Origin of the sequence: Pseudomonas sp. Leaf48, assembly GCF_001421885.1 — a bacterium.
Taxonomy (GTDB): Bacteria; Pseudomonadota; Gammaproteobacteria; order Pseudomonadales; family Pseudomonadaceae; genus Aquipseudomonas.
On record NZ_LMLH01000031.1, the window covers coordinates 170126 to 194682 of the forward strand.

The window sequence follows — 24557 nt, forward strand, 5'->3', positions numbered from 1 at the left end:
TGTTGAATAACGTATTTGTAATTTTCCAGTCACCTTGTCGATAAGTTCAAAACCCTAACGTGGCGGGATCGAAGATTCTTGGTTTATCGAAGGAAGTATTCAATTGCCCGGGTTTAAAGAACTGACGGCGCGATCTCGCCTGAAAAAAACCGCTAGCGGGGTGGCTGCCACCTGCTTTTTGTTGCTGGCCGGGCCGTGTCTGGCCGCTGTTTCGTCTGGCTCGATTCTGACACTCGATCAGGCCTTGCAAACGGCGTTGGCCGGCAATCCGGATTTGGCGGCTGCCCAGTGGGATATCGGTATTGCCGAAGGGGATCGACAGCAGGCCGGATTGATTCCCAATCCCGAGGTGTCGTGGGAGGCTGAAGATACGCGGCGCGAATCGCGAACGACCACTGTGATGATCAGCCAGCCCCTTGAACTGGGCGGCAAACGGGGGGCGCGGATCGATGTTGCCAGCCGGGGGCAGGACGCCGCCGCAATCGAACTGGAGCTCAAGCGAAATGCGCTGCGAGCGGACGTCATCCAGGCGTTCTCCAGTGCGCAGACCGCGCAGCAGCGCTTGCAGTTGTCCCGTCAGTCCCTGGAACTGGCCGAGCAGGGTTTGCGGGTGGCGCAAGGCAGCATCCAGGCAGGTAAATCATCGCCGGTCGAAGGCACGCGGGCGCAAGTGCAACTGTCGCAAGTGCGTCTGGAGTTGAGTCGGGCCGAGCGTGATCAGGCCAATGCCTATCAGCAACTGGCGCAAGTCATGGGCGCACCGTTGCCGACGGCGGTCAGTGTGCAGGCTGCGGCTCAAGGCTTGCCTGTCGTGCCGCCACCGACCCGATTGCTCCAGCGTCTGAATCAAACGGCCGAGCTGCGCCTGGCCAAAATGCAGATCGACCAGCGTGAAGCGTCGTTGGAACTGGAGAAGACGCAACGGATTCCCGATCTGACCGTGAGCGTCGGCAGCCAGTACAGCGAGCAGGAGAACGAGCGGGTAAACGTCGTCGGGTTGTCGATGCCAATCCCACTGTTCAACCGCAATCAGGGCAACGTGCTGGCGGCCGCCCGGCGCAGTGATCAGGCGCGGGATCTGCGCAATGCCACTGAGCTACGGTTGCGCACGGAAATCCAGGCCTCGCTGGAGCAATGGCAGACCGCCAACGGCGAAGTCAAAGCGTTCAACCAAAGCATCCTGCCCGCCGCGCAAAGTGCCGTCGACAACGCTACCCGTGGTTTCGAAGCGGGCAAGTTCGGCTTCCTCGAGGTGCTCGACGCCCAACGGACCCTGATCGATTCACGCACCCAATACATCCAGGCCGTGGCCGAAGCCACGGACGCGCGAGTCCGTATCGAACGCATTTTTGGCGATCTCGACGCGCTCGCGGTCGGCCCCTGAATTTCATCTTTCAAATAACTGCGAGGCCGCGAAGCACTCACGACAGCGTGGTTGCCGAGGGGCTGATGCAGAGGAGTTTCCATGGATAAAAAACTGATCGTTATCGCTGTGGCGACCTTGGCCCTGGGCATCGGTATCGGCTCGCTCAGGGTGGGCAACGCTTCCATTGACGCCCACGCCGATGAAGCTTCGGAGCATGCCGATCATGCCGAAGCTGGCGCATCAGCCGGCGGCGAACCTGTCGAAGGCGAACCTGCCGAAGGTGAACACCAGGAAGGGTATCTGACTCTCAATGCCGAACAGATCAAGGCGGCGGGCATTCAATTGGTTGAAGCCGGCTCGCGGCCCATCAGTCTCGGCTTGCCGTTCCCCGGCGAAGTACGTTTCGATGAAGATCGCACGGCGCATTTGGTGCCTCGGGTGCCGGGGGTAGTGGAGTCGGTACAGGCCAACCTCGGGCAATCGGTAAAAAAAGGCCAGGTGCTGGCAGTGATTTCCAGTCAGCAGATTTCCGATCAGCGCAGTGAGCAGGCGGCGGCACAACGGCGTCTGGCGCTGGCGCGAACCACTTACGAGCGTGAGCGCAAATTGTGGCAGGACAAAATCTCCGCCGAACAGGATTTCCTCCAGGCCAGACAGGCGCTGGAAGAAGCCGAAATCGCCCTGAACAATGCCCGGCAGAAAATCAGCGTGCTCAGCGGCAGCATGGTCGCCACCGGGGGCAATCGCTATGAACTTCGCGCGCCATTTGACGGCGTGGTGGTGGAAAAACACCTGACTCCGGGGGAAGTGGTCGACGAAACCACCGCGGCCTTCACACTTTCGGATCTGTCCCGGGTGTGGGTAACCTTCGGCGTATCGCCCAAGGATCTGGCCAAGGTGCAGGTGGGCAAACCGGTCTTGGTGAGCAACCCGGAACTGAATGCCGAGGTTGCGGGTACTGTGGCTTACGTCGGCAGTCTGCTGGGCGAACAGACGCGCACCGCAACGGTTCGCGTAACGCTGGAAAACCCGCAAGGTTCGTGGCGTCCGGGACTGTTTGTCACGGCTTTGGTCGCCACCGACAGCCGCCAAGCCAGGGTCGCCGTTCCTGAAACCGCGATCCAGACGGTCGAGGACAAACCCACAGTGTTCGTGCGCACCAGCGACGGGTTCAAGGCACAGCCAGTGGAGTTGGGCAGTCGTGCGGCCGGCCAGGTGGAAATCACCCAGGGGCTGGAAGCCGGCGTGCAGGTCGCCAGCGCCGGCAGCTTCATCCTCAAATCGGAACTGGGCAAAGCGGCAGCTGAGCACTCTCACTGAAAACGTCAGTGAATCCCACCGTTCCGCCCCCCCTCGACGAGAAGGTTCTCATGTTCGAACGCCTGATCCAGTTTGCCATTGAGCAGCGCATCATTGTGATGCTCGCCGTTCTTCTCATGGCCGGCCTTGGCATCGCCAGTTATCAAAAACTGCCGATCGACGCCGTGCCCGACATCACCAATGTCCAGGTGCAAATCAACACCGGTGCGGCCGGGTTTTCGCCGCTGGAAACCGAGCAGCGCATCACCTTCCCGATTGAAACGGCGATGGCCGGCCTGCCGGGGCTTGAGCAGACCCGCTCGCTGTCGCGTTCGGGGTTGTCGCAGGTCACGGTGATTTTCAAGGAGGGCACCGATCTGTTCTTCGCCCGACAATTGGTCAACGAACGCCTGCAGATCGCCAGGGAGCATTTGCCCGAGGGGGCGGACCCGATGATGGGGCCGATTTCCACCGGGCTCGGCGAGATCTTCCTGTGGACTGTGGAGGCGCAGGAAGGGGCGGTGAAGGACGACGGGAGCGCCTATACGCCGACCGATCTGCGGGTGATTCAGGACTGGATCATCAAACCCCAATTGCGCAACGTCCCCGGCGTGGCCGAGATCAACACCATTGGCGGGTTTGCCAAGGAGTACCAGATTGCCCCGGATCCGAAACGGCTGGCGGCTTACAAACTGACCCTTGGCGATCTGGTCACGGCGCTGGAGCGCAACAATGCCAATGTCGGCGCCGGGTACATCGAGCGCAGCGGCGAGCAGTTGCTGATTCGAGCCCCCGGTCAGGTGGCGAGCACTGAGGACATTGCCAATATCGTGATGGCCAACGTCGACGGCACGCCTATCCGGGTCAAGAACGTCGCCACTGTCGATATCGGCCGCGAACTGCGTACCGGGGCCGCCACGGAAAACGGTCGCGAAGTGGTGCTCGGGACTGTGTTCATGCTGATCGGCGAGAACAGTCGCACCGTCTCTCAGGCAGTGGCCAGCAAACTTGAGCAGATCAACCGTTCGCTGCCCAAGGGCGTGATCGCCGTTGCGGTGTATGACCGCACGCACCTGGTGGACAAGGCCATCGCCACGGTGAAGAAGAACCTGGTGGAAGGCGCGATTCTGGTCATTGCGATTCTGTTCCTGTTTCTGGGCAACATCCGCGCGGCGCTGATTACCGCGATGGTGATTCCGCTGTCGATGCTCTTCACGTTTACCGGCATGTTCACCAACAAAGTCAGCGCGAACCTGATGAGCCTTGGCGCACTCGACTTCGGCATCATCGTCGACGGTGCGGTGGTGATCGTCGAAAACACCCTGCGACGGCTGGCCCATGCGCAGCAACATCACGGGCGTTTGCTGACCCGCTCCGAGCGTTTTCACGAAGTGTTTGCGGCAGCCAAAGAGGCGCGGCGACCGTTGATTTTCGGCCAGTTGATCATCATGGTCGTGTACCTGCCGATCTTCGCCCTGAGCGGTGTCGAAGGGAAAATGTTTCACCCGATGGCCTTCACCGTGGTGATCGCGCTGCTGGGCGCCATGCTGTTGTCGGTGACCTTTGTCCCGGCGGCCATTGCGCTGTTCGTCACCGGTAAGGTCAAGGAGCAGGAAGGGGTGGTCATGCGCGGGGCGAGGCGCGTGTATGCACCGGCGTTGTCCTGGGTGATGAGCCATCGGCCGCTGGCCTTGGGCATGGCGCTGGCTGTGCTTGCACTCAGTGGCGTATTGACCAGTCGCCTGGGCAGCGAATTCGTGCCGAGTCTCAGTGAAGGCGATTTTGCCCTGCAGGCCTTGCGCGTGCCGGGTACCAGCCTGACCCAATCGGTCGATATGCAGCAACGCCTGGAAACGACGATCCTGGGCAAAGTGCCGGAGGTCGAGCGCGTCTTCGCCCGTACCGGCACGGCTGAAATCGCCTCCGACCCGATGCCGCCGAACATCTCCGACAGCTACGTGATGCTCAAGCCGAAGGAGCAGTGGCCAGACCCGGACAAGTCCCGGGAAACGCTGATGGCCGAACTGCAACAAGCCGCGGCGACGCTGCCGGGTAGCAACTATGAACTGTCCCAGCCGATCCAGTTGCGCTTCAACGAACTGATTTCCGGGGTGCGCAGCGACGTGGCGGTCAAAGTGTTCGGCGATGACATGGACGTACTCAACACTACGGCGGCGAAGATCGCGGCCGCGATGCAGAAGGTCGATGGCGCTGCCGAGGTCAAGGTCGAGCAAACCACTGGCTTGCCGGTGCTGACCATCAACATCGACCGCGACAAAGCGGCGCGCTACGGGCTGAATGTCGGCGATGTGCAAGACACCATTGCAATGGCGGTTGGCGGGCGTCAGGCCGGGACGCTGTATGAAGGTGACCGGCGTTTCGACATGGTGGTGCGCCTGTCCGATGCAATGCGCAAGGATATCGAGGGCCTGTCGGCGCTGTTGATCCCGGTGCCGGCACCGCTCAATAGCGCCACCGATCAGATCGGTTTCATCGCCCTCAAGGACGTTGCCAACCTCGATCTGGTGCTCGGACCGAATCAGGTCAGCCGCGAAAACGGCAAGCGGCTGGTGATCGTCAGCGCCAACGTGCGTGGGCGGGATATCGGCTCCTTCGTCGAAGAGGCTGGCAAGGTGATCGAGCGCGAGGTCCAGGTTCCGGCGGGTTACTGGACCAGTTGGGGTGGGCAGTTCGAGCAATTGCAGTCGGCAGCCAAGCGCTTGCAGATCGTGGTGCCGGTGGCGCTGCTGCTGGTGTTCGGCTTGTTGTTCATGATGTTCAACAATCTCAAGGATGGGCTGCTGGTGTTCACCGGGATTCCATTTGCCTTGACCGGCGGCGTCATGGCGTTGTGGATGCGCGATATCCCGCTGTCGATCTCGGCGGGTGTGGGGTTTATCGCGCTGTCGGGGGTGGCGGTGCTTAACGGCCTGGTGATGATCGCGTTCATCCGCAACCTTCGCGAGGAGGGGCGATCACTGGGTGATGCGATCAACGAAGGCGCACTCACACGTTTGCGGCCCGTGTTGATGACGGCGCTGGTGGCGTCCCTGGGCTTCATTCCCATGGCCCTGGCAACCGGCACGGGGGCGGAGGTACAGCGTCCGCTGGCGACGGTGGTGATTGGCGGGATTCTGTCTTCGACCATCCTGACGCTGCTGATATTGCCTGCGTTGTATCAGCTGGCGCATCGGCGGGAGGAGGAGATAACCCCCACTGTGTCGAACACCCCCGTGCAAGTGAATGTTGATTCGCGCACATAACGAACTTGTAATTTCGCCGCCACCGTGATGATAGGACCGGATTGTTACCCTGATTCCGTAAATTAATTCAACGAGGAATCAAACATGAAACTTGTACAACTGAGTGTGTTGGCGGCGGCGATGGTGATGTCTTCTGTTGTCCTGGCTGCAGGTGGTGGCGACAGAACCTTCAAAAGAATGATGGCGAATAAAGATCAGGCAATGGAGAAGTTTGTAGCCAAAGAGCAGGCGCGTGATCCCGTCGTGCTGAATGAAAAGAAGGATGACAAGACTAAAGACTTGTAAATGTTTTTTGTTGAATAAGCCCATCACCGAATGCCGATGATGGGCTTTTTTATCAACCGGGTTTTAAAGGAATTGCAGATGAAAGTGACTAAATTGATTATGTTCGCCGCAGCGATGATGGTGTCGCTCAATGGGTTTGCTGAAGGTGGCGGTGACAGGGTGTTCGAGAAAATGCTGAATGCCAACACTCGTGCCATGGAGCAATACGCCGTCAATCAGGGCAAACCCGTGCCTGTGGTGAAGGACTACGAGTACGGGATGAAACTGGATGTGGTCAAGGTGGTGAGCGTTGTACGGCCCGTGGCGGGGTGTGCGGCGGTGCCGGCAGCCATGACGTATGAAGACTCCCAAGGGCAACTGAATACGATCAAGTACACGGTGGCGGGGGATTGTCCCGGGCGTGGTGGTTAAGGGGTGAGGGCTAAACACCAGACAATAAAAAAGGCGTCCCGAAGGACGCCAAAAGATTCACCTCTTACCAAAGGAGCCAGGAGCTTCTAAAGGTGAATTTGTACAAAAGCTGAAGTCAGAGAACGGCCAGCGGATACTCGATAATCACCCGTACTTCATTCAGGTCTGATTCAAACGCCGTGGCGCGGGTAGTGGCTTGACGCACACGCAAGGACAGATCCTTGAGCGAGCCGCTCTGCACCACGTATTTGGCTTCGATATCGCGCTCCCAGCGTTTCTGGTCGGTCAACGGGTTGCCTTCGTCATCTCGGCGCATGTACACCGAGTTGGCGTTGGAGTAGTCGGCATCACTGCCACGAGCATAACGGGTCATGAACGACAGCCCCGGAACACCATAGCCCGTCATGTCGAGGTCATAGCGCACCATCCAGGAACGCTCCTTCGGTGCGTTGAAGTCGCTGTACTGGATGGAGTTGTCGAGGTAGATCGAATCGGACTGTCTCAGATAGTCGAAGTCGTCATTGCCGTTGTTTTGCTGGTGCGACAGTGCGATGGAGTGGGCGCCGAGTTTCACGCCGGCCTTGGCGCTCCAGATGTCGTTGTCGAACGCGCCGAGCAATTGCTTGCCTTCGTCGACGGCCTTGTAATAGTTCACGCCGCCAAACAGCGACAGGTCGGTCGACAACGGGTAAGTCCACGTGGTGCCGGCGTAGTACTGATTCCAGGCTTCCTTGAGACGGCTGGAGTACAGGCTGAAGCTGAGATTGTCGTTCAGTTCGTAGTCGCCACCGAAATAAGCGAGCCAGGGTGAATCGACCGGACCGCCATAGAAAGCCTCGAAGTTTTCGTTCATGTCACTGGAGTCCGGCTGGCTCATCGCATGCACGCGACCGCCCTGTATCGACAAACCGTCGATACTGCTATTGGTCGCGGTGACGCCCTTGAAGCTTTGCGGCATCAGCCTGGAATCGCCGGCAGCGACGACCGGGGTGGCGGGGAATACATCGCCGACTTTTATTTCCGTATCAAAGGCGCGCACTTTGGCGGCGCCTCCGACCTTGGAGTATTCGTCCTGCGCCTGGCCTTCGTTATTGACAGGCAGTACGTTGCCACCGTTGCGACCGTCGCCGGTATCGAGCTTCACGCCGATCATGGCAAACGCATCCAAACCCACCCCGACGGTGCCCTGTGTGTAGCCGGATTCAAACTTGCTGATAATCGCGTGAGCCCAGGTTTCTGTATACCCGTTACCGGTTGAACTGGACTGGCCTTTACGGTAATCACGGTTGAAGTAGAAGTTGCGGTTGAGCACGGTCAGGCTACTGCCCTCGATAAACCCTTCGGCTTTATCTTGCGCTGACACCATGGATGGCGCGGAGCCGATAACCAGCGCTAACGCCGCTATCGACCATTTAGTCTTGTTAACCATCAATCACTCCTTGGGTTTGGCCGCGCGGGTACATGCCCGGGACGTGAGCCTTTTGGGGCGGTGGCAGGCATGGGGGCGCCTGCCAGGGCGCCGGGTGACATCCTTGCAATGGGCGGATAACGCCAAGGTGATAGGGTGATTACAATTTCGTCATGTGCAGCCCGGCGGTACCGTTCGGCGAGTGCTTGCGAAAAAGGACGGAGGGCTTGGGGCCAATTGCTGTAGACGCAAAAACGGCACCCGAAGGTGCCGTTTCAATCGATCAGACCAGTACCGCCAGGTCCGTGTACCGGGCAATGCTGGAATCGGTAGTGAGCAGCTTCATGGGTTCGGTCATGGCCGTTGCCACAAGCAGGCGGGCGAACGGATCCCGGTGGTGATGTTCGAGGTCTTTCACCGCAATGCAATGTTCTGACGTCACCGGTAGCTCGATGAACCCGCTTTCGCGACAGTACTGACGAATTTCCTCCAGATCGACATTCAGCTTTCCTAACCCGATCTTGATTGCCAACTCCCAGAATGTCGCGGCGCTGATATAAACATCGGCGGCGTTTTCAATGAGCTTTCTGGCTTTGCCGGATAACCTGGGGTCGTCGCACAGGGTCCAAAGCAAGATGTGGGTGTCGAGCAGAACCCTCATTCGGGGATTCCTTCAAATGCATCCAGCATCTCGTCTGGCAGCGGTGCATCGAAGTCTTGAGGCAAGTTCAGTTTGCCCTTCATCGCCCCGATGCGTTGCCCGCTGGCTTTTCCCACGGGAACCAGTCGAGCAAGCGCACGACCATGTTTGGCGATCGTAATGACCTGCCCGGCGGCCGCATCATCGACGAGTTTGGACAGATTGTTTTTTGCTTCGGCCAGCGGAACGATGATCATGGCTCTTCTCCTTGATTCTGGCCAAATATGGCCAGAATAAAGGTCGTTGACCAAAGTAATTTCACGATAGGTTACGTCTTCATGTGTCGAGCGGGATGGGTAATCAAAACGACTGTCCCGTAATGTGAGGGTTTCCTGTGTCATTGGATGTTCCGAACGGCTTTCCATGCACCATACGTCCGGCAGCGATGATTGGATGTCAGCTATTGCACACCTTCAAGCAGGTTGCTTCCTGAAAAGGGTAGGGTAGGAAGGCCAAAACATTTCAACTGGCGGCCATTCCTACAGTCTGTCCATCCCATGATGTAGGACTCACTAGGACAGCACTCCCGGGATACTGAAATCCCATAAAGCAAAAACGGCACCCGAAGGTGCCGTTTCTGTTTACTGCCAGGTTCGTCTAAACAATCAACCCGCCAGACCCGATTGCTGAACCAGGGTCAGCAGTGGTTGTGGGTAGACGCCGAGGAAGAACGCGACCACGGCAATGGCCAGCAGCATCACACCGCCTGCTTTCTGTTCCCAATGCAGTTGCGCATCGTGGCGACGCAGGCTCGGTTCGATCAGGTAGAGGGTGACCATGACGCGCAGGTAGTAGTACACGCCGATGGCACTGCCCAGTACCAGGGAGCCGACCAGCCACCATTGATGGGACTCGACGCCGGTGGCGATGATGTAGAACTTGCCGATGAAGCCCGCGGTCAGCGGGATACCGGCCAGGGACAGCATCATCACGGTCAGTACGGCGGTCAGGTACGGACGGCGCCAGAACAGGCCGCGGTATTCGTACAGGGCATCGGCGTCACGGCCGTTGTACGGCGAGGACATCAGGGTGATCACGCCGAACGCGCCGAGGCTGGTGATCACGTAGGTGACCAGGTACACGCCGATGGCTTCCACGGCCAGACCCTTGCTCGCCACCAGGGCGATCAGCAGGTAGCCGAAGTGGGCGATGGACGAGTAACCCAGCAGACGCTTGAGATTGCTCTGGGTCAGCGCCAGCAGGTTACCGAACAGGATCGAGGCGATGGCGATAACCGTCAGCACGTCGCTCAGAACGCCGCTGCTTGCGGCAGGGGAGATCTGGAACAGACGCACCATCACTGCGAACACGGCGACTTTCGAAGCGGTGGCCAGGAACGCAGCCACCGGTGCCGGAGCACCTTCGTAGACGTCCGGAGTCCACAGGTGGAACGGTACCAGCGACAGCTTGAACGCCAGGCCGATCAGCATCATGCCCAGGCCCAGTTGCGCCAGCGAGCTAGGCAGGCCCGTTGCCGCCAGCGCCTGACCGATACCGGTGAAGCTCAGGGAACCCGAGTCTGCGTACAGCAGCGCCATACCGAACAACAGGAACGCGGAACCGGCAGCCGACAGCACCATGTACTTGATACCGGCTTCCAGCGAACGCTTGTTGAAGAAGGCATAAGCTACCAGACCGTAGACCGGCACCGAGAGCAGTTCCAGACCGATGAACAACCCGGCCAGGTGCTGCGCGCTGACCAGCACCAGGCCACCGGCGGCGGCCATCAGGATCAGCAGGTACAGTTCTTCACGGTTGCCCGGGTAACCCGAACCGCCATCGCCGAGGTAGGCGTGGGCGAGGGTTACACAGGCAAGGGTGGCGACCAGGATCAGCGCCATGTACAGGCAGGCAAAGGTGTCGATTTGCAGCAATGGAGTCACGGCCAGTGGCGCGACTTTCAGGGCCGGCAGGATCGACAGCAAAGCCAGGTTCAGACCCGCCACCGACAGCAGGAAGGTCTGGGAGTGGTTGCGGCGCCAGGCGATCGCCAGCATCACCACGATGATCGTGGCGCTGGTGATCAACAACGGCGCTAGCGCGATAAAGTGTTGAGTCGTGAATTCCATAGCGCTCTTACCGGGCCGAAGCGAGTTGAGTGAAGGCGGTGCCGAGCCATTGCTGCACGCCATGCATCGTAGCGGCAGAGGTATCGAGGAACGGTTGTGGGTACACGCCGATATAGATCAGCAGTGCAGCCAGACCGACCACCATGATCAGTTCGCGACTGTCCATGCCGTGCAGTACCGCGTCCGACTTGGCCGGACCGAAGTACGCACGGTGGATCATGATCAGCGAGTAGACCGAACCGAACACCAGGCCGGTAGTGGCGATGATGGTGATCCATGGTGCGACCGGGAAGGTGCCGATCAGGATCAGGAACTCACCGACGAAGTTACCGGTACCCGGCAAGCCCAGGGACGCTGCTGCGAAGAACAGGCTGAGGGCTGGCAGGTAAGCGATCTTCGACCACAGGCCACCCATTTCACGCATGTCGCGGGTGTGGGTGCGTTCGTACAGCTGACCACTGAGGATAAAGAGTGCCGCGGCCGACAGACCGTGCGCCAGCATCTGCATGACTGCACCCTGCAGCGCCAGTTGGCTGCCGGAGTAGATGCCGATCAGTACGAAGCCCATGTGGGAAACGGACGAGAAGGCAATCAGGCGCTTGATGTCGGTTTGTGCAAAGGCCAGGAACGCACCGTAGAAGATCCCGATCAGACCCAGGGTCATGGCGATCGGCGCGAACTCGGCCGAGGCATTCGGGAACAGCGGCAGGGCGAAACGCAGCAGGCCGTAGGCAGCGGTCTTCAGCAAGATACCGGCGAGGTCGACGGAACCTGCGGTCGGCGCCTGGGCGTGAGCGTCAGGCAACCAGGAGTGGAACGGTACGACTGGCAGCTTGACCGCAAAGGCGATGAAGAAGCCGAGCATCAGGATGTACTCGGTGGTCGTCGACATCTTGGTCTTCAACAGGTCGGCGTAGTTGAAGGTAATCACGCCGGTGTCGTTGAAGTTGACCAGAACCAGACCGAGGATCGCCACCAGCATGATCAGGCCGGAAGCCTGAGTGAAGATGAAGAACTTGGTCGCCGCGTAGATCCGGGTTTTCTTGCCGTCCGAAGAACTGTGACCCCAGAGCGCGATGAGGAAGTACATCGGCACCAGCATCATTTCCCAGAAGAAGAAGAACATGAACAGGTCGAGGGCGAGGAACACGCCGACGACACCGCCCAGGATCCACATCAGGTTCAGGTGGAAGAAACCAACGTGACGCTGGATCTCTTTCCACGAGCAGAGTACCGAGAGCACACCCAGCAGACCGGTCAGCATGATCATCAACAGCGACAGGCCGTCGAGGGCCAGGTGCACGCTGATGCCGAAACGCTCGATCCAGACATGCTTGAACTCAAGCGCCCAGGTCGGGTCGGCGCCAGGCGCCGGTGCAAATGAATAGTCGCCATGGGCCCACAGCCAGAGGCCGAGAGCGAGTTCCAGGGACATGGTCAGCAACGCAATCCAGCGCGGGAGGGTAGAGCCGAAGCGCTCACCCATCCAGCACAGCAGGCCGCCGATAAAGGGAATCAGGATTAGCCAAGGCAGAATCATGACGGGCTCGTTTCCTTTCGCAAATTCGCAAGGTTCATATCAGACCGCTACCAGCACGACGGCGCCAATTACCAGCACGGCACCCGCAGCCATCGAGGCGGCATACCAACGCAGTTGACCGGTCTCGGTACGGCTCAGGGCGGTGTGACCGCCTTTGGCCATGCGCGGGATCAGACCGATGGTCTGGTCGAGCGGGTCTTTGCGCAGGATGTGGCTGATCGCCAGGTACGGCTTGACGAACAGTTTGTCGTAGATCCAGTCGAAGCCCCAGGCAGCGAACCACCAGGCCGAAAGGAAACGGCCGATGCCGCTGTTGGCGATGGCGGTGACGAAGCGACGCTTGCCGAGGAACAGCAACGCAGCCAGCAGGATACCGGCCAGGGCAATGGCGCCCGAAGCGATTTCCAGACTGTGCTTGGCTTCGCCGCCGGCATGGCCGACGCTTTGCGGCAGCACGCCGTGCAGCGGTGGAACGATCATCGCGCCGATGAAGGTCGACAATACGATCAGCACCGACAAAGGCAGCCAGTGGGCGATACCGTGACCGGCGTGGGCTTCGGTCTTCGCTTCACCGTGGAACGCGATGAAGATCAGGCGGAAGGTGTACAGCGAAGTCATGAACGCGCCGACCAGACCTGCATAGAGCAGGCCGTTGTTGCCGCTGGCGAACGCTTCCCAGAGGATTTCGTCCTTGGAGTAGAAGCCTGCGGTGACCAGAGGCAGGGCCGCCAGGGCTGCGCCGCCGACGATGAAGCTGGCGTAGGCCAGTGGCAGTTTCTTCCACAGACCGCCCATCTTGAAGATGTTCTGCTCGTGGTGGCAGGCAACGATCACCGCACCGGAAGCAAGGAACAGCAGGGCCTTGAAGAAGGCGTGGGTCATCAGGTGGAAGATCGCGCCGTCCCAGGCACCAACGCCCAAGGCCAGGAACATGTAGCCGATCTGGCTCATGGTCGAGTAGGCGAGGATACGCTTGATGTCGGTCTGAACCAGGGCTGCGAAGCCCGCCAGAACCAGGGTCACGCCGCCAACGATCCCTACAAGATGCAGGATTTCCGGCGCCAGGGTGAACAGGCCGTGGGTACGGGCGATCAGGTAGACACCGGCGGTCACCATGGTTGCGGCGTGGATCAGTGCCGAAACCGGGGTAGGACCTGCCATCGCGTCCGCCAGCCAGGTTTGCAGCGGCAGTTGCGCGGATTTACCGACAGCACCACCGAGCAGCATCAGGGTGGCCATGACCATCCAGAAGTCGCCGGCCTGGAATTTCTGCGGTGCCAGCACCAGCAGTTCCTGAACGTTCAGCGTGCCCAGTTGGGCAAACAGAATGAACAGGCCGATGGCCATGAACACGTCACCGATACGGGTCACGATGAAGGCTTTGAGTGCGGCGTTACCGTTGTTGCGGTTGCTGTAGTAGAAACCGATCAGCAGGTACGAGCACAGGCCCACGCCTTCCCAACCGAAGTACAGGAACAACAGGTTATCGCCCAGGACCAGGAACAGCATGCTGGCGATAAACAGGTTGGTGTAGGCGAAGAAGCGCGAGTAACCGGCTTCACCGCGCATGTACCAGGACGCGAACAGGTGGATCAGGAAGCCGACGCCGACAACCACGCCGAGCATGGTCACGGACAGGCCGTCCAGATACAGCGCGAAGTTCGGCGTGAAGCCTTCCACCGCCATCCACTGCCACAACACCTGGGTGTAGTGACCGCCTTCTGGCGGGGCGACGTTGAATTGCCAGATCACGTAGGCGGTCACGATTGCCGACAGACCGATGGAACCCACGCCGATCAATGCGGCCAGGTTTTCCGAGATGCGTCCACGGGAGAACGACAGCAGCAGGAAACCAATGAGAGGGAATACGAAAGTCAGAAAGAGTAGGTTCATCCGCGCATCTCACTGGCAGCGTCGATATCGAGCGTGTGGAAGCGGCGATACAGTTGCAACAGAATCGCCAGGCCGATACTGGCCTCGGCGGCTGCCAGGCTGATCACCAGGATGAACATGATCTGTCCATCCGGCTGCGCCCAGCGGCTACCGGCAACGATGAACGCCAGTGCGGAGGCATTCATCATGACCTCCAGGCTCATCAGCACGAAAAGGATGTTGCGGCGGACCATCAGGCCGACCAGACCGAGGCAGAACAGGATGCCGGCGACCGCCAGACCATGCTCCATAGGGATAGCAGGCATCGTCATTGCTCCTTGGCTTCGTTGCGGCCCAAGTGGAACGCCGTCACGGCTGCAGCGAGCAGCAGCATCGAGGCGAGTTCAACCACCAGCAGGTAAGGACCGAACAGGCTGATGCCCACGGCCTTGGCGTCTACGGTGGTGTGGCCGACGGCTTCACCGCTCTGGTGGGCGAACAGCACGTACAGCAGTTCAGCCAGCAGCAGGGCGCCGAGAATGACCGGACCGAGCCAGATACCGGGCTTGAGCCAGACGCGCTCTTGCTGAACCGAGGCCGGGCCCAGGTTCAGCATCATCACCACGAACACGAACAGCACCATGATGGCGCCAGCGTAGGCGATCACTTCCAGGACACCGGCAAACGGTGCGCCGAGGGCGAAGAACGTCATGGCCACGGCGATCAGCGAAATGATCAGGTAGAGCAGGGCGTGCACAGGGTTGGTGTTGGTGATCACGCGAAGCGTGGACACCACAGCGATACCCGATGCGAAATAGAAAGCGAATTCCATCTTTCTTCCTTAAGGCAGCAAGCTCTTCACGTTGATCGGTTCGGCTTCATTCTGCGCGGAGCCCTTCGGCTTACCGGCAATCGCCATACCTGCAACACGATAGAAGTTGTAATCAGGGTTTTTGCCGGGGCCGGAGATCAAAAGATCTTCTTTCTCGTACACCAGGTCCTGACGTTTGAACTCGGCCATTTCGAAATCCGGCGTGAGCTGGATCGCGGTGGTCGGGCAGGCTTCCTCGCAGAGGCCGCAGAAAATGCAGCGCGAGAAGTTGATGCGGAAGAAGTCCGGGTACCAGCGACCGTCTTCGGTTTCAGCTTTCTGCAGCGAGATGCAACCCACCGGGCACGCCACGGCGCACAGGTTGCACGCTACACAACGCTCTTCACCGTCGGGGTCGCGGGTCAGGACGATACGGCCACGGTAGCGCGGCGGCAGGTAGACCGGTTCTTCCGGGTACTGCAGCGTGTCGCGCTTGCGGAAGGCATGGCCGAAAATCATCACCAGGCTGCGAAGCTGGGTGAAGAAGCCATGCACGATGTCAATTATGTACTTCATGATTCTCTATCCTCACTGAGCCGCGACGGCGGGCGTGTTGAGCAACACGATCGCAGCGGTCACCAGCATGTTGACGAGGGTCAGCGGCAGGCAGAACTTCCAGCTGAAATCCATCACTTGGTCATACCGTGGGCGCGGAATCGAAGCGCGCAACAGGATGAAGATCATGATGAAGAACGCGGTTTTCAGTGCGAACCAGATGAACGGGATCTGCGGCAGGATGCCGAACGGGCCGTGCCAGCCACCGAAGAACAAGGTCACCAGCAGCGCCGAGATCAGCACGATGCCGATGTACTCGCCGACGAAGAACATGCCCCATTTCATGCCGGCGTATTCAATGTGGTAACCGTCTGCCAGTTCCTGTTCCGCTTCCGGCTGGTCGAACGGGTGACGGTGAGTCACGGCCACGCCAGCGATGAAGAAGGTCAGGAAACCAAAGATCTGCGGAATGATGAACCACAGGTTCTGCGCTTGGTATTCAACGATGTCGCGCATGTTGAACGAGCCGACCTGGATCACGATGCCCATCAGCGACAGGCCCATGAACACTTCGTACGACACGGTCTGTGCCGAGGCCCGCAAGCTGCCGAGCAGGGCGAACTTGTTGTTGCTCGACCAGCCGGCGAACAGCACCGCGTAGACCGACAGACCCGCCATGGCGAAGAAGAACAGGATGCCGATGTTGATGTCCGCCACGCCCCAGGTCGGGGTGATCGGGATGATCGCGAAGGCAATCAGCAGGGCGCTCATGGCCACTACCGGTGCCAGGGTGAAGATCATCTTGTCGGCGAATGGAGGCGTCCAGTCTTCCTTGAAGAACATCTTGATCATGTCGGCGGCGATCTGGAACGCGCCGAACGGACCGACGCGGTTCGGACCGTAACGGTCCTGCCAGAGGGCGAGCAAACGACGCTCGACCCAGCTCAGCAGTGCACCGCAAACCACCACGGCAAGCAGAATCACCACGGCCTTGAGGACCGCGATGATGATGTCGATCACTTCAGGAGTGAACCAGGTCATTGAGCTGCCTCCTGCAGACCATCAACGGATTTGCCAAAGATCGCTGGCGGAATGCCGGCGATGCCCGCAGGCAGTGCCACCAGGCCGGCACCCAGCTCTTCGTTGATGCGCAGCGGCAGACGCAGGGTCTGGCCAGCAACGTTCAAGCTGAGCATGGCGCCGTCATTGACACCCAGGCGGTCGGCTTCGGACTTGGCCAGTGCGACGTAGGCAGCCGGAATGCGTTCCTGAACCGGAGCGGCTTTCGAAGAGTTCTCTTCGCTGCCGAACAGGTGGAAGAACGGTACGACTTGCCAGGTGCCCTGGGCCGGGTTGAATGCACGCGGAACACTGGCGAACCAGTTCAGCGAGTCACCGTTGCTTTCGATCAGGCGGGTGCCCGGGTCGCCAGCGCGGATGTGACCACCGACTTCGTCCTGGAACTTGTTCCAGGCCTGCGGCGAGTTCCAGCCCGGAGACCAGGCGAATGGCACTTGCTGACGCGGTTCGGCGGAACCCGAGTAACCTTCCATGGAGAAGGCGAACGCGGTGTCCTTGTCTTGCGGGGTACGCGGTTCGTGCACGCTGATGTCGGCGCGCATGGCGGTACGACCGGAGTAGCGCAGCGGTTCACGGGCCAGTTTCATGCCCTTGATGCGGAACGCGGCGGACGGTGCGGCGTCGACGATGCGGTTCAGGATCGAAGTGCTGGAAGCGACGGCGGCGGTGACGTGGTCCAGTTGGGTCCAGTCGATCGGCTGGTTCAACAGGGTCGCGCGCAGGGCATGCAGCCAGCGCCAGCCTTCGTGAACCAGGATGCTCGCGTCCATGTACTTCGGATCGAACACCTGGAAGAAACGCTGGGCGCGACCTTCCTGGCTGACCAGGGTACCGTCGCCTTCAGCGAAGCTGGCGGCTGGCAGAACCAGGTGCGCGCGATCGCTGGTAGCGGTCTTCTGATGGTCGGCGACGATCAGTACTTTGGCGGCGGTCAGGGCAGCATCGACCTTGGCCTTGTCGGTACGGGTGTACAGATCGTTTTCCAGCACGACGATGGCGTCGGCTTTCCCGTCGATGACCGCTTGCAGCGCGGCGTCGACCGATTCGCCACCGAGCATGGCCAGGCCGAGGCTGTTGGCCTCTGGCACGATCAGGCTGATGGAACCGTTCTTCTCGCGCAGTTTCAGAGCCTTGGCGATGTTCGCGGCGGCTTCGATCAAGGCTTTGGAGCCCAGGGAAGTACCGGCGATGATCAGCGGACGTTTGGCCGCGAGCAGGGCGTCGGCAATGCGCTTGGCCAGCTCGAGGGCTTCAGCGTCCAGGCCTTCAACGGCTGGCGCGCTGGCGTCGAGGGCGTGAGCCACGGCGAAACCGATGCGGGCCAGGTCGTCTGGAGCGGCGTGTACGCATTCTTCAGCGATGTCGTCGAGCTTGGTTTCAGCCAGGCTGGCGATGAACAGCGGGTTCAGCGCGTGCTGACCGATGTTCTTCACCGCGGCGTCGAGCCAAGGCTGGACGCGCATGGCGTCGGCCATGTCTTCGGCCTTGCCCTTGACCGATTGACGCAGGGACAGTGCCATGCGCGCAGCGGTCTGGGTCAGGTCTTCGCCGAGGACGAAGATGGCGTCGTGGTCTTCGATGTCGCGCATGTTCGGTACTGGCAACGGGCTGTCTTTGAGCACTTGCAGGACCAGGCGGATGCGGTCCAGCTCGGCAGCTTCGATACCGGAGTAGAAGTGCTCGGCGCCGACCAGTTCGCGCAACGCGTAGTTGCTTTCGAGGCTGGCGCGCGGCGAACCGATACCGACGATGTTGCGACCGCGCAGCAGGTCGGCGGCTTTATCCAGCGCTTCGTCCAGGCTCAGCTTGGTGCCGTTGGCAAGCAGCGGCTGACGCGGACGGTCTTCGCGGTTGACGTAGCCGTAGCCGAAACGGCCACGGTCGCACAGGAAGTACTGGTTTACCGAACCGTTGAAACGGTTTTCGATACGACGCAGTTCACCGTAGCGCTCGCCCGGGGAGATGTTGCAACCGCTGGAGCAGCCATGGCAGATGCTCGGCGAGAACTGCATGTCCCATTTACGGTTGTAGCGCTCGGAGTGAGTCTTGTCGGTGAACACACCGGTCGGGCAGACCTCGGTGAGGTTGCCGGAGAACTCGCTTTCCAGGGTGCCGTCTTCAACGCGACCGAAGTACACGTTGTCGTGGGCGCCGAATACACCGAGGTCGGTGCCGCCGGCGTAGTCCTTATAGAAGCGCACGCAGCGGTAGCAAGCGATGCAGCGGTTCATTTCGTGGGAAATGAACGGGCCCAGTTGCTGGTTCTGGTGGGTACGCTTGGTGAAGCGGTAACGGCGCTCGTTGTGGCCGGTCATTACCGTCATGTCTTGCAGATGGCAGTGACCGCCTTCTTCACAGACCGGGCAGTCGTGAGGGTGGTTGGTCATCAGCCATTCAACAACACTGGCGCGGAACGCCTTGGATTCTTCATCTTCGATGGAAATCCAGGTGTTGTCGGTGGCAGGCGTCATGCAGGACATGACGATACGACCACGGGTGTCGTTCTCGTCGGTGTACTGCTTGACCGCGCACTGGCGGCAAGCGCCAACGCTGCCAAGGGCAGGGTGCCAGCAGAAATACGGAATATCGAGGCCCAGAGACAGACATGCCTGTAACAGGTTGTCTGCCCCATCGACTTCGAGCGCTTTGCCGTCTACGTGGATAGTGGCCATGGTTCAAAGTTCTTCGTTGGCCCGGTGTCAGCGGGCGTGGCTAATGGAATCTTGTTGTGCGCGTGAATCAACACAGCCGTTAAAGGCGTCATCACACGAAAAGCGAAGGGCACGGACCCTTCGCTTTTTTAAGCGTTTACGCGCCGACTACAATCGGCCTTGCCAGAGGCGGGACGGCGGCGCTGACTGGCGCGATACCGGCTTCGAACTCATGGCGGAAGTATTTGATTGCGCTGCCCAATGGCTCCACGGCGCCCGGTGCGTGAGCACAGAAGGTCTTGCCTGGGCCGAGGAAACCGACCAGACCCAGCAGGGTCTCGATGTCGCCTGGCTGGCCTTCACCGTTCTCGATGGCCATCAGGAGCTTGACGCTCCATGGCAAACCATCACGGCAAGGGGTGCAGAAACCGCAGGACTCGCGAGCGAAGAACTGCTCCATGTTGCGCAGCAGGGACACCATGTTGACGCTGTCGTCTACCGCCATGGCCAGGCCGGTACCCATACGGGTGCCCACCTTGGCGATGCCGCCGGCGTACATTTGTGCGTCCAGGTGTTCCGGCAACAGGAAGCCGGTACCGGCGCCGCCTGGTTGCCAGGCCTTGAGCTTGAAGCCGTCGCGCATGCCGCCGGCGTAGTCTTCGAACAGCTCGCGACCGGTGACGCCGAATGGCAGTTCCCACAGGCCCGGGTTCTTGACCTTGCCGGAGAAGCCCATGAGCTTGGTGCCCATGTCTTCACTGCCCTCGCGTGCCAACGATTTGTACCAGTCCACGCCGTCGGCAATGATCGCCGGGACGTTGCACAGGGTTTCAACGTTGTTCACGCAGGTCGGCTTGCCCCACACGCCAACGGCGGCAGGGAAGGGCGGCTTGGAGCGCGGGTTGGCGCGGCGACCTTCGAGGGAGTTGATCAACGCGGTTTCTTCACCGCAGATGTAACGCCCGGCGCCGGTGTGGACGAACAGCTCGAAATCGAAGCCGCTGCCCAGAATGTTTTTACCCAGCAGGCCCGCTGCCTTGGCTTCTTCCACGGCACGGTTGAGGTGCTTGGCGGCGGTGGTGTATTCGCCACGCAGGAAGATGTAGCCACGGTAGGTTTTCAGTGCACGGGCACTGATCAGCATGCCTTCGATCAGCAGATGGGGCAGTTGCTCCATCAGCATGCGGTCTTTCCAGGTGTTGGGCTCCATTTCATCCGCGTTGCACAGCAGGTAGCGGATGTTGATGGATTCGTCCTTTGGCATCAGTCCCCACTTCACGCCTGTGGGGAAGCCTGCACCGCCGCGACCTTTGAGGCCGGAATCTTTCACGGTCTGGACGATATCGTCCTGAGCCATGTCGGCAAAGGCCTTGCGCGCAGCGGCGTAACCGTTCTTGGCCTGGTACTCGTCGAGCCATACGGCTTCGCCGTCGTCACGCAGACGCCAGGTGAGCGGGTGAGTCTCGGCCGAACGCTTGATGCGGTTGGCCGGGCCGAAAGAAGTCAGGGTCATACGTAGCCCTCGAGCAATTTGGCAACGCCTGCTGGCTGCACATCACCGAAAGTGTCGTCGTCGATCATCAACGCCGGCGCCTTGTCGCAGTTGCCGAGGCAGCAGACCGGCAGCAGGGTGAAACGACCGTCGGCGGTGGTTTGACCCAGGCCGATGCCGAGCTTGCTCTGGATTTCGCTGACAACCGACTCGTGGCCGCCGATGTAGCAGACCATGCTGTCGCAGACGCGAATGATGTGACGGCCGACCGGCTGACGGAAGATCTGGCTATAGAACGTCGCCACGCCTTCTACGTCGCTGGCCGGGATGCCGAGGATTTCGCCGATGGCGTACAGGGCGCCATCCGGCACCCAGCCACGTTCCTTCTGGACGATCTTCAGGGCTTCGATGGACGCCGCGCGCGGGTCTTCGTAGTGATGCAACTCGTGCTCGATGGCCGAGCGCTCGGTTTCACTCAAGGTGAAACGGTCTGTCTGGATAAGCGTGCTGTTCATGCTTAGCGGTCCACGTCGGCCATAACGAAATCGATACTACCCAGGTACGCGATCAAGTCCGCGACCATGCTGCCTTTGATCACCGAAGGGATCTGCTGCAAGTGCGGGAAGCTTGGAGTACGAATCCGGGTGCGGTAGCTCATGGTGCCGCCATCGCTCGTCAGGTAATAACTGTTGATGCCCTTGGTCGCTTCGATCATCTGGAAGGATTCGTTGGCCGGCATGACCGGGCCCCACGAAACTTGCAGGAAGTGCGTGATCAGGGTCTCGATGTGTTGCAGGGTGCGCTCTTTCGGCGGCGGCGTGGTCAGCGGGTGATCCGCCTTGTACGGGCCTTGCGGCATGTTGCGCATGCACTGCTCGATGATCTTGATGCTCTGGCGCATTTCTTCGACACGTACGATGCAACGATCGTAGGCATCGCCATTGGCGGCCAGCGGCACTTCGAATTCGAAGTTCTCGTAACCGGAGTATGGACGCGCTTTACGCAGGTCGAAGTCGCAACCGGTCGAACGCAGGCCGGCACCGGTGACACCCCATTCCAGGGCTTCCTTGGTGTTGTAGGCGGCGACGCCGATGGTGCGGCCACGCAGGATGCTGTTGTCCAGTGCGGCTTTCTGGTATTCGTCCAGACGCTTTGGCATCCACTCGACGAAGTCTTTCACCAGTTTTTCCCAGCCGCGCGGCAGGTCGTGGGCGACGCCACCGATGCGGTACCAGGCCGGGTGCAGGCGGAAACCGGTAATGGCTTCGATCACCGTGTACGCCTTCTGGCGGTCGGTGAAGGTGAAGAACACCGGAGTCATGGCGCCGACGTCCTGGATGTAAGTACCCAGGAACAGCAGGTGGCTGGTGATCCGGAAGAACTCGGCCATCATGATGCGGATGACGTCGACCTTCTCTGGCACCTTGATGCCGGCCAGCTTCTCGACCGAGAGCACGTACGGCAGGTTGTTCATCACGCCGCCGAGGTAGTCGATACGGTCGGTGTACGGGATGAAGCTGTGCCAGGACTGGCGCTCGGCCATCTTCTCGGCGCCACGGTGGTGGTAGCCGATGTCCGGAACGCAATCGACGATCTCTTCACCGTCCAGCTGCAGGATGATGCGGAACGCACCGTGCGCCGAAGGGTGGTTAGGGCCGAGGTTGAGGAACATGTAGTCCTCGTTCGCGCCGGAACGTTTCATGCCCCAGTCTTCAGGCTTGAAGCGCGCGGCTTCTTCCTCGAGTTGTTGTTTGGCCAGGGTCAGGCTGAACGGATCGAATTCGGTGGCGCGCGCCGGAAAATCCTTGCGCAGCGGGTGACCTTCCCAGGTGGGCGGCATCATGATGCGCGTCAGGTGAGGGTGGCCTTTGAAGTCGATGCCGTACATGTCCCAGACTTCACGCTCGTACCAGTTGGCGTTCGGCCAGATGCTGGTGACGGTCGGCAGGCTGAGGTCGCTCTCGGACAGGGCGACCTTGATCATGACGTCGCTGTTACGCTCGATCGACATCAAGTGATAGAACACGGAGAAGTCGGCGCCGCTTGGCAGCCCTTGACGCTTGGTGCGCAGACGCTCGTCCACGCCGTGCAGGTCATAGAGCATGACGTACGGCTTGGGCAGGTTACGCAGGAAGGTCAGGACTTCGACGAGTTTGGCGCGGGCAACCCAAAGCACCGGCATGCCGGTGCGGGTAGGCTGGGCGGTGAACGCCTCCGGGCCAAAACGGTTGTTCAGTTCGACGACCACATCCTGGTCGTCTGCCTTGTAAGGCGGGATGTACAGAGCACTGCCTGTAGTCATGGTTATTTATCGCTTTCGGTCAACGTAAAGAATGAAGCCAGTGTCTCGTTCTATCAAAGAAGCAGATCTGGATCAGACTTCGTCGGGGCTGCGCAGGTTGGTGACTGCGATTCGCTGTTCGCGGCGCTTTTCCTTCTCGGAAGGCATCTCGGCGCGGTAGACGCCTTGATCACCAACGACCCAGGAAAGCGGACGACGCTCCTGTCCAATTGACTCCTGCAACAGCATCAGGCCTTGCAGGAAAGCTTCAGGACGGGGCGGGCAGCCAGGCACGTAGACGTCCACGGGCAGGAACTTGTCCACCCCTTGAACGACAGAGTAGATGTCGTACATGCCACCGGAGTTGGCGCACGAACCCATGGAAATTACCCATTTCGGTTCGAGCATTTGCTCATAGAGACGCTGAATGATCGGCGCCATCTTGATGAAGCAGGTACCAGCGATAACCATGAAATCCGCCTGGCGCGGCGATGCCCGGATAACCTCGGCGCCAAAGCGCGCGATGTCGTGGGGCGCCGTGAAGGCGGTGGTCATTTCCACGTAGCAGCACGAAAGACCGAAGTTATACGGCCACAGGGAGTTCTTGCGCCCCCAGTTGATCGTGCCGTTAAGCACGTCTTCGAGCTTGCCCATGAAGATGTTTTTGTGGACTTGATCTTCTAACGGATCGGAAACGGTTTCCCGTTCGCCAATCGGATACTGCTCGTTAGGAGCATCGGGGTCGATCCTGGTGAGATTGTATTGCATTGCCAAAGCCTCATTGTTTCAGCTTCGCTTGCCGCTTGCGCCGAGCTTCCGGAGCCCAGTCAAGGGCGCCCACTCGGAATAGGTAGACAAGGCCTGCCAACAGAATTGCTATGAAAACGAGAGCTTCGACGAATCCGGTCCAGCCGCTTTCGCGGACGGACACAGACCATGCAAAGAGAAAGAGGGCTTCGATATCGAAGATCACGAAGAGCATCGCGACCAGATAGAATTTTGCCGAGAGCCGCAAGCGGGCGCCACCTGTAGGTAGCATGCCGGACTCGAACGGTTCGTTTTTGCTGCGGCCCCAGGCTTTTGACCCGAGGAGGCTTGAGACGCCCAGCATGAAGGCACAGAGGCCGACGACGCCTAGAAGGAAAATGGCAAAGCCCCAGTTGTGGGCCATGAGTCCTGTCGCTTCGGGCATGCTGGTAATCCTTAACAGAGAGCAAAGGTCTCTGAGCTTGAAAAAGTAACAAAGCAGTGACGATATGTCGCAGCAATCAATCCCGCTGATTTTATGGCTAAACACCCGGCAAGTAAAATTCCTATAGCGAAATTTATTATAGGAATAAGGACATTCTGAGCCTTTGGAGCCCTGTAGCCCTTGCGATGCGGGCATTAGCCGGCATTTGGGGAATTATGTTTTGTTTGGAATGTAACGAACATGGTTTTTGCTAAATGATAATCAGTATTGTTTGTGCTGGTT

21 protein-coding genes are annotated in these 24557 nt (G+C 59.8%); 5 read left to right on the forward strand and 16 right to left on the reverse strand.

Translation table 11 applies throughout. From position 1 onward, the window contains the following. Nucleotides 1–103 precede the first annotated feature (103 nt). From ASE98_RS22640 to ASE98_RS22660, 5 genes are all read left to right on the forward strand, one after another. The gene (locus tag ASE98_RS22640; RefSeq protein WP_060543541.1) at nucleotides 104–1384 is read left to right on the forward strand and encodes a TolC family protein; all 1281 of its coding nucleotides are present in this window, start codon (nucleotides 104–106) and stop codon (nucleotides 1382–1384) included. Nucleotides 1385–1465: 81 nt separating this feature from the next. Further along, a complete protein-coding gene (locus ASE98_RS22645; RefSeq protein ID WP_060543542.1) occupies nucleotides 1466–2686 on the forward strand; it encodes an efflux RND transporter periplasmic adaptor subunit in 1221 nt (406 codons plus the stop codon). A gap of 50 nt (nucleotides 2687–2736) precedes the next feature. Continuing rightward, nucleotides 2737–5928, forward strand: coding sequence for an efflux RND transporter permease subunit (locus ASE98_RS22650; RefSeq protein WP_060543543.1), 3192 nt, complete (start codon nucleotides 2737–2739; stop codon nucleotides 5926–5928). An 84-nt stretch (nucleotides 5929–6012) separates the two neighbouring features. After that, on the forward strand, nucleotides 6013–6213 hold the full coding sequence (locus ASE98_RS22655) for a co-regulatory protein PtrA N-terminal domain-containing protein (RefSeq protein ID WP_060543544.1): 201 nt from the start codon (nucleotides 6013–6015) through the stop codon (nucleotides 6211–6213). Nucleotides 6214–6291: 78 nt separating this feature from the next. Beyond that, complete coding sequence (locus ASE98_RS22660) at nucleotides 6292–6624, forward strand: DUF2790 domain-containing protein (protein ID WP_060543611.1); 333 nt, start codon at nucleotides 6292–6294, stop codon at nucleotides 6622–6624. 115 nt (nucleotides 6625–6739) lie between these two features. Here the strand turns inward: ASE98_RS22660 and ASE98_RS22665 are convergent, their stop codons facing one another. The 16 genes from ASE98_RS22665 to ASE98_RS22740 all read right to left on the reverse strand — a co-directional run bounded on the left by ASE98_RS22665 (nucleotide 6740) and on the right by ASE98_RS22740 (nucleotide 24275). Continuing rightward, nucleotides 6740–8053 (reverse strand): OprD family porin, encoded by a 1314-nt coding sequence (locus ASE98_RS22665; RefSeq protein WP_060543545.1) that lies wholly within the window; start codon nucleotides 8051–8053, stop codon nucleotides 6740–6742. A gap of 262 nt (nucleotides 8054–8315) precedes the next feature. After that, nucleotides 8316–8693 (reverse strand): type II toxin-antitoxin system VapC family toxin, encoded by a 378-nt coding sequence (locus ASE98_RS22670; protein ID WP_060543546.1) that lies wholly within the window; start codon nucleotides 8691–8693, stop codon nucleotides 8316–8318. Continuing rightward, nucleotides 8690–9097, reverse strand: coding sequence for a type II toxin-antitoxin system Phd/YefM family antitoxin (locus ASE98_RS27345; protein WP_236707823.1), 408 nt, complete (start codon nucleotides 9095–9097; stop codon nucleotides 8690–8692). The genes ASE98_RS22670 and ASE98_RS27345 overlap by 4 nt, the downstream gene beginning before the upstream one ends. A gap of 240 nt (nucleotides 9098–9337) precedes the next feature. Continuing rightward, complete coding sequence (gene nuoN / locus ASE98_RS22680) at nucleotides 9338–10801, reverse strand: NADH-quinone oxidoreductase subunit NuoN (protein WP_060543548.1); 1464 nt, start codon at nucleotides 10799–10801, stop codon at nucleotides 9338–9340. 7 nt (nucleotides 10802–10808) lie between these two features. Beyond that, nucleotides 10809–12341, reverse strand: a complete 1533-nt coding sequence (gene nuoM, locus ASE98_RS22685; protein ID WP_060543549.1) for an NADH-quinone oxidoreductase subunit M — start codon at nucleotides 12339–12341, stop codon at nucleotides 10809–10811. 39 nt (nucleotides 12342–12380) lie between these two features. After that, nucleotides 12381–14234 (reverse strand): NADH-quinone oxidoreductase subunit L, encoded by a 1854-nt coding sequence (gene nuoL, locus ASE98_RS22690; RefSeq protein ID WP_060543550.1) that lies wholly within the window; start codon nucleotides 14232–14234, stop codon nucleotides 12381–12383. After that, a complete protein-coding gene (gene nuoK, locus ASE98_RS22695) occupies nucleotides 14231–14539 on the reverse strand; it encodes an NADH-quinone oxidoreductase subunit NuoK (RefSeq protein WP_007946416.1) in 309 nt (102 codons plus the stop codon). The genes nuoL and nuoK overlap by 4 nt, the downstream gene beginning before the upstream one ends. A 2-nt stretch (nucleotides 14540–14541) precedes the next feature. Beyond that, on the reverse strand, nucleotides 14542–15045 hold the full coding sequence (nuoJ, locus tag ASE98_RS22700; protein ID WP_060543551.1) for an NADH-quinone oxidoreductase subunit J: 504 nt from the start codon (nucleotides 15043–15045) through the stop codon (nucleotides 14542–14544). Nucleotides 15046–15054: 9 nt separating this feature from the next. Next, complete coding sequence (nuoI, locus tag ASE98_RS22705; protein ID WP_060543552.1) at nucleotides 15055–15603, reverse strand: NADH-quinone oxidoreductase subunit NuoI; 549 nt, start codon at nucleotides 15601–15603, stop codon at nucleotides 15055–15057. Nucleotides 15604–15612: 9 nt separating this feature from the next. Then, nucleotides 15613–16620, reverse strand: coding sequence for an NADH-quinone oxidoreductase subunit NuoH (gene nuoH / locus ASE98_RS22710; protein ID WP_034146906.1), 1008 nt, complete (start codon nucleotides 16618–16620; stop codon nucleotides 15613–15615). After that, a complete protein-coding gene (nuoG, locus tag ASE98_RS22715; protein ID WP_060543553.1) occupies nucleotides 16617–19331 on the reverse strand; it encodes an NADH-quinone oxidoreductase subunit NuoG in 2715 nt (904 codons plus the stop codon). Before nuoG ends, nuoH begins: the two co-directional genes overlap by 4 nt. Nucleotides 19332–19467: 136 nt before the next feature. Then, entirely contained in the window at nucleotides 19468–20823 is a 1356-nt protein-coding gene (nuoF, locus tag ASE98_RS22720) for an NADH-quinone oxidoreductase subunit NuoF (RefSeq protein WP_060543554.1), read from the reverse strand. Then, nucleotides 20820–21317, reverse strand: coding sequence for an NADH-quinone oxidoreductase subunit NuoE (gene nuoE, locus ASE98_RS22725; protein WP_008020715.1), 498 nt, complete (start codon nucleotides 21315–21317; stop codon nucleotides 20820–20822). Before nuoE ends, nuoF begins: the two co-directional genes overlap by 4 nt. 2 nt (nucleotides 21318–21319) lie before the next feature. Next, the gene (gene nuoC, locus ASE98_RS22730) at nucleotides 21320–23104 is read right to left on the reverse strand and encodes an NADH-quinone oxidoreductase subunit C/D (protein WP_060543555.1); all 1785 of its coding nucleotides are present in this window, start codon (nucleotides 23102–23104) and stop codon (nucleotides 21320–21322) included. Nucleotides 23105–23176: 72 nt separating this feature from the next. Next, nucleotides 23177–23851: a NuoB/complex I 20 kDa subunit family protein gene (locus tag ASE98_RS22735; RefSeq protein WP_007946424.1), complete on the reverse strand. Its 675-nt coding sequence runs from the start codon at nucleotides 23849–23851 to the stop codon at nucleotides 23177–23179. Nucleotides 23852–23861: 10 nt separating this feature from the next. Continuing rightward, nucleotides 23862–24275 carry an NADH-quinone oxidoreductase subunit A gene (locus ASE98_RS22740; protein WP_003223812.1) on the reverse strand — a complete coding sequence of 138 codons (414 nt, stop codon included), beginning with the start codon at nucleotides 24273–24275 and terminating at the stop codon, nucleotides 23862–23864. Nucleotides 24276–24557 lie beyond the last annotated feature (282 nt).